The organism is Kitasatospora sp. NPDC056531 (genome assembly GCF_042794375.1).
Lineage (GTDB): Bacteria > Actinomycetota > Actinomycetes > Streptomycetales > Streptomycetaceae > Kitasatospora.
Map to the genome: position 1 here is coordinate 21031 of NZ_JBHTTU010000082.1, position 7828 is coordinate 28858.

Below are 7828 nucleotides of genomic sequence, written 5' to 3' on the forward strand. Positions count from 1 at the left end.
CTTTAGTGCTGGTTTTCCTTCTGCTTTTCTTATCCCCTCCGCCGCATTTTTCCCCCCCCCCCCCCTCCACCGCGTCTGCCGGGCCGCCGCCGCGCGCTTGATCGCCTCGCGGATGCGCGGGTAGCTGCCGCAGCGGCAGATGTTCTGGATCTGGTCGATGTCCGCGTCGGTGGGGTCGGGCGTGCGGCGCAGCAGGGCGACCGCCGTCATGATCTGGCCGGGCTGGCAGAAGCCGCACTGGGCGACGTCGCAGTCGATCCAGGCCTCCTGGACCGGGTGCAGGGTGTCGCCGTCGGCGAGGCCCTCGATGGTGGTGACGGTGTGGCCCTCGCAGTCCTTGACGGACCGGGTGCAGGGTTGGAACTCCTGGCCGTCGAGGTGGCTGGTGCAGGCCCGGCAGATGCCCACCCCGCAGCCGTACTTGGGGCCGGTGACGCCGAGCTTGTCGCGCAGCACCCAGAGCAGCGGCATGTCGTCCGGGGCCTCAACGGTGACGGGCTGCCCGTTGAGGACGAAGGTATGGGTGGGCATGGGGAGTTGTGATCCTCGGGCTCTGGGTGATCAGAAGTTGATGGGGAAGGAGCGCGGGCTGGTGCCGGTCGCGCGCGCGTAGGCGTTGGCGACGGCAGCCGAGGCCGCCGGGACGCCCAACTCGCCCGCACCGCCCGGGGCTCCGCTCGGCGGCATCAGGTGGATCTCGACCACCGGCGGGGTGTGCCGCTGTCGGGCGTAGTGGAAGTCGGCGTAACTGCCCTCCCGTACCGCGCCGTTGTCGATGTGGTTGCCCGCCTGCAGGATGACCGAGATGCCGTCGATCAGCGCGCCGTTCAACTGGGCCTCCAGGCCGCGGGGGTTGATGACCTGGCCGACGTCGGCGGCGACCACCGCCTTGGTGACCCGGGGGTTGGCCCGGTCGGAGGCGTCCAGCTCGACCAGGTAGGCGGCCCGGCCGCCGTTCTCGTCGTGGTAGCCGACGCCCTGGGCCTGGCCGGCCGGCATCGGGCGGCCCCAGTCGCCGGCCTTGGCGACGGTGTCCAGGACGGCCTGTCCGGCGGCGCCGCGCACCCGGGCGCGGCGGAAGGCGACCTCGTCCTGGCCCATCCGGCGGGCGAGTTCGTCCATCATGATCTCGTCGGCGACCCGGACTATGCCGGAGTAGACCGAGCGCCAGCTGCCGGTGGGCATGGCCAGCGGCAGTTCGGCGAGCAGCTGGGTGGGGACGCCGACGTTGTACGGGTTCTTCTCGGTGAGCAGGAAGAAGGCCTGGGCGAGGCTGAGCCCGGCCAGCGAGAGGTTGAACCCGGCCCCGGTGAGCGCCTCGCCGAGGCCGTGCGAGAGGTCGGTCCGGACGGTGGCGGCGCGGTGCTCCCAGGTGAGCACCTGGCCGAGGCCGTAGGTGGCGCGGATCCGGTGGTGGCTGGCGGGGCGCATCCGGCCGTGGCGCATGTCGTCGTTGCGGGTCCACATCAGCTTGACCGGTCGGCCGGCGGCCTTGGAGATCTGGGCGGCCTCCAGGGCCGCGTCGAAGAACAGCCGGCGCCCGAAGGAGCCGCCGCCGCGCACCACGTGGATGGTGACGGCGTTCTGTGGCAGGCCGAGTTCGGCGGCGATGGTCTGCTGGGCGATGATCGGGCTCTGCGCGGCGAACCACAGCTCGGCGCGGCCCGGCCGCACGTCGGCGACGGCGGTCAGCACCTCCATCGGGGCGTGGTTGACGAAGGCGAAGTCGAACTCGCCGTCCAGGTACGGGGTGAGCAGCGGCGGCAGCAGGAACGGCGCGTGCGCGGCGCGCAGTTGGGCCTGGATGTCGGCGGTGGACAGGTCGGCGACCGGACCCGGGTTCCAGGTGGTGCGCAGGGCGTCGCGGGCCTTGAGCGCCTGGTCGAAGGTCTCGGCGAGGACGGCGACGCCGCTGGGGATCTGCACCACGGCGAGCACGCCGGGCATGGCTCGGGCGACCGAGGCGTCCAGGGACTTGAGGGTGCCGTTGATGGTGGTCGGGCGGGCGACCACGGTCGGCACGGCGCCCGGGATCTGGAGGTCTCCGGCGTACTTGGTGCGTCCGGTGACAATGTCGCGGGCGTCGATCCGTCCGGTGGGCGTGCCGACCAGGCGCCGCTGGTCGGCCGGCTTGGGTGTGCCGGGCACGGCGGGCAGCACCACCGCGGCGGCGTCGGCGGCGAGTTCGCCGTAGCCGAGGCGGCGGCCGTCGGGGGCGAGGACGGCGGAGTCGGCGGTGCGCAGGGTGCTCGCCGGAACGTTCCAGCGGTTGGCGGCGGCGGTCACCAGCCGGGCGCGGGCGGCGGCCGCCGCGGCGCGAACCGGGTCGTACAGCGAGCGCACCGAGTTGGAGCCGCCGGTCAGCTGGTTGAAGAGCAGTTCGGGGCGGCCGTCGGAGAGCGGGACGTCCACGTCGGTGAGCTTGGCGTCGAGTTCCTCGGCGACCAGCATGGCGATCGCGGTGGTGAGGCCCTGGCCGACCTCCAGGCGCGGCAGGTGGAGCGCGGCACGCCCGGCGGGGGTGATTTCGAGCACCAGCAGGTGCGAGGTGGGCAGCCCGGCGAGGATCATCGCGTCACCGAGGTCGAGGACGTCCGGGATGCCCGGCAGGCCGAGCAACTGCGGCGGCGCGGCGGCGTCCTGGGCGGCCGCGGCGGCCTGTACGGCGGCCTGGGCGGAGGCGGGTGCGGCGGTGTCCAGGCCGAGCCGGGCGGCGACGGTGAGGGTCGGCGCGGCCAGCAGGTAGGTGAGGAATCGGCGCCGACCGGTGCCCTCGGCGGCGGCCGGCTCGGCTGCCTCTCCGGCGTTGGTGGAGTCCGAGGGCGCGATGGAGGTGCTGATGGGAGGAAACCCTTCGAGCCGAGGACGGCGCCGGATCGAGCGGGCACGGACGGCCCCGGCCCCGGTGCCGGATCGCGAACGCCGTTGAGCATAGGAGGGCGCTACTGACGGGTCAACACGGTCAATCTTGGCCCTCCGGTCGGGTGGTGGAGGTACTCCGTCCGCTTGGGGCGGGGGAGTCGGGGCGGGTACGGACGGCGCTTGAGCCGCACGGGCGCGGTCGGCGCGTACCCGGTCCAGGCGTGCACATTGGATCAACAGCCCATTGTCGTACGGGAGTTCACTGCTCGGCCGGCGGTGCGGCGAAGCGCGCAATTGGACCAGGAAAATCCAAGATCAATGGACCTGTAAGACAGTCCACTTGTTCCCTAGGCTGGGCGGTGCCCCGCTGAGAGCCGCACCGAGCGGTTGTGAACGTCCGGCCCGCGCGCCGCCCGTCCGACAGGAGAGAAGTGCCCGATCAGAGCGCCGCCAGGTTCGCCCTGCTGCCCCCCGCCGGCCCCCAGCGCACCCTTGCCGCAGCTCAGTTGGCGAGCGCGGTGGGCGACGGCGCCTACTACACCTGCTCCGCGCTCTACTTCACCCGCGTCGTCGGCATGTCGGCGACGGCCCTCGGTATCGGCCTCGCCGTCGGCTGGGCGATCGGCTCGGTGGCGGGCGTCCCGCTCGGGCACGTCGCCGACCGTCGGGGCCCGCGCCGCACGGCGGTGGCGCTCGCGCTCGGCGCGGCGGCCGTGGTCGCCGCCTTCCTGGTGATCCGCTCCTACCTGCCGTTCCTGCTCGCCGTCTGCCTGTACGCCACCGCTCAGTCCGGGCTCACCGCCGCCCGGCAGGCGCTGGTCGCCGGCCTGGTGGCGCGCGCCGAACGGACCGGCCTGCTCGCCCACCTCCAGTCAACCCTCAACGGCGGCCTCGCCGTTGGCGCCGCCATCGGCGGCATCGCGCTCACCATCGGCACCCGGACCGCCTACCTCGGCGCCTTCGTCGTCACCGTGCTCGGCCTCCTGGCCGGTGCGCTGCTGCTCCGCCGGCTGCCCGAAGTCCCGCCCGTGGAGCCGGAGTCGGGTACCGGCCCGCGCCTGGCCGTGCTGCGCGACCGCCGCTACGCCGCCGTCACCCTGGTCAACACCGTGCTGCTGCTGCGGATGCCGCTGCTCAGCCTGATCTTCCCGCTGTGGATAGCCCAGCGGGCCCCCGGGCTCGGCTGGCTCGGCTCGGCTTTGTTCGTGCTCAACACCGGCGCGGTACTGCTCTTCCAGGTCCGGGCGGCGCGCGATGTCACCGGGCTGGACTCGGCGGTGCGGGCCGTCCGGGCGGCGGGAGTGCTGCTGCTCCTGTCCTGCGTGGTCTGCGGGCTGTCCGCGCTGGACGTCCCGGTCTGGGCGGTCGGCGCGCTGCTGGCGGGCGGGGCCGTGCTGCAGGTGGCCGGCGAGATGCGGCAGTCGGCCGGCTCCTGGCAGCTCGGCTTCGACCTCGCGCCGTCGGAGCGGATCGGTCAGTACCAGGGCTTCTTCGGCACCGGCGTCGCCGTCGCCCGCACCCTCGGGCCGCTGCTGCTCACCACGTTGCTGCTGGGCGGCGGCCTCGCGGGCTGGCTGGTCTTCGGCGGGGTGTTCCTCGCCGCCGGGTACGCGATGGGGCCGGTCGCCCGCTGGGCGGCGCGGGACCGCGACCGCGTGGCGGTGGCTCCGGCGGTCGCCGCCGCCCAGGGCTAGATGAATGAGTCCAAGGGATGCCGTCGCGGTCAGTGATCGAAGGTGATCAGGGATCGCTCAACGGGTTGTCCGGGCTTGTCGTTGAACCGGATCGCGGCGGTGAGCGCCAGGATCCGCATCAGTACCCGCCGGAACGATGGCCGGCGAACAGGCCGAGGGCGCAGTGAGCCATCTGTTGAGGACGGGGTGCGGCGGGAGGTCTTCGTTCAGCGTGGCCGCCGTTGCACGACGTCGGCGAGCACCGTGGTCACCAGCTTGTTGACGGTTGCCGTGGTCGGTGGGTCAGGATCGCGGTCCGCGAACAGGAGATGCCCGCCTCCGACCAGGGAGAGGGTGAGTGAGTCGATGTCGGCGTCGGCCGCGATACGGCCCATCGCGCGCTCGTCGGCCAGGTAGGCGGAGACCGCGGTCGCGACCTGGGCGAGGATCGCGATGCCGCCTGCGGGCCTGGCTTGCCGCAGCCGCGCGCGCAACTCGTCCCGGAAAGTGATGAGCGGGATGATCGCCACGGGAACCGGTCCGAACAGAGTGGTCAGCGCGCCGGTGAGGTTGTCGGCCACGGTGCCGGTGCCGACGGTCTCGCGCAGCGCATGCGCTTGCGTCTCGAGCTGTGCGGCCCGGTCGAGCACGAGCTCGGTGAGGAAAGCATCGAAGTCGGCGAAGTGCCGGTGCAGGACGCCTTTGGCACAGGCCGCCTCGTCGGTGACGGCCCGGCTGGTCAGCCCGTTCGGGCCATCCCGCAGCAGCACGCGTTCGGCGGCGTCGAACAACTGCTGCCGCGCGTCACGAAGGTGTACCCCGGTCGGCACTGACAGATCCTCTCGTGCGCCAGTCTCCTGGCATCCCTTGGCATGTGGGCATGTGCCCACTAGTGTGGGCGCATGCCCACTTTACCGCGAGAGCACCCCGAACCGCCGCAGCCCCATCAGGCCCGGCAGACCGCCGAATCGTTCGGCACGAACGCGCGAGGCTACGACCAGGCCCGACCCGCCTACCCCGATGCCCTGGTGGCGCGCATCGTCGCCGGGAGCCCGGGGCCTGACGTCCTCGACGTCGGTACCGGTACCGGCATCGCGGCCCGCCAGTTCCAGGCCGCCGGCTGCGCCGTGCTCGGCGTCGATCCGGATGCGCGGATGGCCGACCTCGCGCAGGCCCGCGGTATGCGGGTCGAGGTGGCCACCTTCGAAGCCTGGGAGCCGGCCGGCCGAAGCTTCGACACCTTGATCTCCGCGCAGTCGTGGCACTGGTTGGACCCGGCCGTCGGCGCCGTGAAGGCGGCCCGGGTGCTGCGTCCGAACGGGCGCCTGGCGATCTTCGGGCACGTCTTCGAACCGCCCGTCGAGGTGGCCGAGCCGTTCGCCGCAGCCCTCCGGCGGGTGGCGCCCGACTCCCCGTTCAGCGATCAGCCGGCTCGACGTCCGCTGGAGTTGTACGAGGCGGGGTACGCGAAGATCGCCGACAAGATCCGCGAGACCGAGCAGTTCGACGACCCGGAACAGTGGCGATTCGACTGGGAGCAGTCCTACACGCGCGACCAGTGGCTGGACCTGCTCCCCACTACCGGCGGCCTCACCCGACTTCGTCCCGATCAGCTGGCCGAGATCCTGGGCGCGGTCGGTGGTGTCATCGACGCGATGGGCGGCCGCTTCACGATGCACTACACCACTCTGGCGACCACCGCCGTACGCGCCGGTACCCCTTGATCCGCTGAACGCTCGGGTGCGAAGCCGTGCCGGCAGTCCGCACGCACGACGGCTGCGACCCGCTCGGTGAGTGGTTCGTCGAATGCGGTGCCGGACCGCCTTGGCGGCGGGCGCCCGGAAACCGCTGGCCCCCGCCCGCCGCGCGCTGGCATGCTGGCCGCGTGGACAAGCCCCAGATCTGGCTCGACTTCGCCCCTGAGCTGCACCTCTTCGTCTCCGCGCCCCGGCGGGCCGGCCGCACCTCGCTGCGCACCGACGGCACCTCCACCCTCGGCCACGTGGTCGAGTCCATGGGCGTCCCGCTCACCGAGGTGGGCACCCTGCTGGTGGACGGACGGCCGGTCCCCGACTCGTACGTCCCGGCCGACGCCGAGCACGTCACCGTCGAAGCCGTGACCAGGCCGCAGCCCTCGCCCACCCCGCCGCGCTTCCTGCTGGACGTCCACCTCGGCACCCTCGCCCGCCGACTGCGCCTGCTCGGCGTCGACGCCGCCTACGAGAACCCGGACATCGGCGACGCCGCCCTGGCCGCCCGCTCCGCCGCCGAGCAGCGCGTCATGCTCTCCCGCGACCGCGGCCTGCTGCACCGCCGCGAACTCTGGGCCGGCGCCTACGTCTACAGCCACCGCCCCGCCGAGCAGCTGCGCGACGTCCTCTCCCGCTTCGCCCCGCCGCTCGCCCCCTGGAGCCGCTGCACCACCTGCAACGGCACGCTGCGCACGGTCACCAAGACCTCGGTGCGCGAGCAGCTCCAGGACGGTACCGAGCGCTCCTACGACGCCTTCGCCCAGTGCGAGGACTGCGGACAGGCCTACTGGCGCGGCGCCCACCACGCCCGGCTGGAGGCCATCGTCACCGACGCCGTGCGCGAGTTCGGGGGCGTCCCGGGGTAGCGGCTCGGGCCCCCGCAGGGTCGGGTACGTGCCAGTGGGTATGGCGGGCCCTCGGACGGCCGTGGTCTCATCGGTGGTGGGGGACGAGCCCAGGAACTCCGTCATGAGGAGAGAGGCCGGGTCGTCGGATGAGCAATCAGCCAGTGCACCACCCCTTCGAGACCGTCGAGGTCGATGACGCCCCCGTGGTGACCGCCCCGGACGGGGCCGAGGTCCGCCCGCTACTGCTCCTGGACGGGCAGGGCGGCCTCGCGGTCTTCGTACTCGCCCCCGGTCAGGTCAGCCACGCGGTGTCGCACGTGACCGTGCAGGAGCTGTGGCAGGTCACCGCGGGCAGCGGCGAGCTGTGGCGGCGCCAGGACGGCCGGGAGGAGACCGTCCGGCTCGCGCCCGGGACGGCGGTGTCGATCCCGCTGGGCACCTCCTTCCAGTTCCGGGCCGACGCGGACGGCGACGGCCCGCTGCGGATCACGGCCGTCACCATGCCGCCCTGGCCGGGGACGGACACCGAGGCGCGGCCCGAGGAGGGCCCCTGGAAGGCGACGGGCCGGTGAGGCGGGGCCGCTGGGCCGGGGAGCGCTGGGCCGGGCAGGGCCGGTCGGCAGTGGCCCGACGCGCCCGGCCCGGGGGGACGCGGGGCGGGGGGGAGAGGGGGGGGGGGGAGGGGGGGTGTGTT

The 7828-nt window shown here is 73.2% G+C and carries 6 protein-coding genes and 1 pseudogene; 4 read left to right on the plus strand and 3 right to left on the minus strand.

The window, feature by feature from the left end:
* Positions 1 to 84 precede the first annotated feature (84 nt).
* A pseudogene (locus ACFQ87_RS36545) lies at positions 85 to 531 on the minus strand ((2Fe-2S)-binding protein); the annotation flags it as partial.
* Positions 532 to 561: 30 nt separating this feature from the next.
* A complete protein-coding gene (locus ACFQ87_RS36550) occupies positions 562 to 3099 on the minus strand; it encodes a molybdopterin cofactor-binding domain-containing protein (protein WP_380615243.1) in 2538 nt (845 codons plus the stop codon).
* A gap of 194 nt (positions 3100 to 3293) precedes the next feature.
* On the opposite strand from ACFQ87_RS36550, the gene ACFQ87_RS36555 reads away from it, so the two are divergent.
* Positions 3294 to 4556: an MFS transporter gene (locus ACFQ87_RS36555; protein ID WP_380615244.1), complete on the plus strand. Its 1263-nt coding sequence runs from the start codon at positions 3294 to 3296 to the stop codon at positions 4554 to 4556.
* Positions 4557 to 4762: 206 nt separating this feature from the next.
* On the opposite strand, the gene ACFQ87_RS36560 is transcribed toward ACFQ87_RS36555, so the two are convergent.
* Positions 4763 to 5365, minus strand: coding sequence for a TetR/AcrR family transcriptional regulator (locus ACFQ87_RS36560; RefSeq protein WP_380615245.1), 603 nt, complete (start codon positions 5363 to 5365; stop codon positions 4763 to 4765).
* Positions 5366 to 5437: 72 nt separating this feature from the next.
* Here ACFQ87_RS36560 and ACFQ87_RS36565 point away from each other — a divergent pair, with 72 nt between their 5' ends.
* The 3 genes from ACFQ87_RS36565 (at position 5438) to ACFQ87_RS36575 (ending at position 7706) form a co-directional block, all read left to right on the plus strand.
* Positions 5438 to 6259: a class I SAM-dependent methyltransferase gene (locus tag ACFQ87_RS36565; protein ID WP_380615246.1), complete on the plus strand. Its 822-nt coding sequence runs from the start codon at positions 5438 to 5440 to the stop codon at positions 6257 to 6259.
* A gap of 161 nt (positions 6260 to 6420) precedes the next feature.
* The gene (locus ACFQ87_RS36570) at positions 6421 to 7152 is read left to right on the plus strand and encodes a Mut7-C RNAse domain-containing protein (RefSeq protein WP_380615247.1); all 732 of its coding nucleotides are present in this window, start codon (positions 6421 to 6423) and stop codon (positions 7150 to 7152) included.
* 128 nt (positions 7153 to 7280) lie between these two features.
* Positions 7281 to 7706 carry a cupin domain-containing protein gene (locus ACFQ87_RS36575; protein WP_380615248.1) on the plus strand — a complete coding sequence of 142 codons (426 nt, stop codon included), beginning with the start codon at positions 7281 to 7283 and terminating at the stop codon, positions 7704 to 7706.
* Positions 7707 to 7828 lie beyond the last annotated feature (122 nt).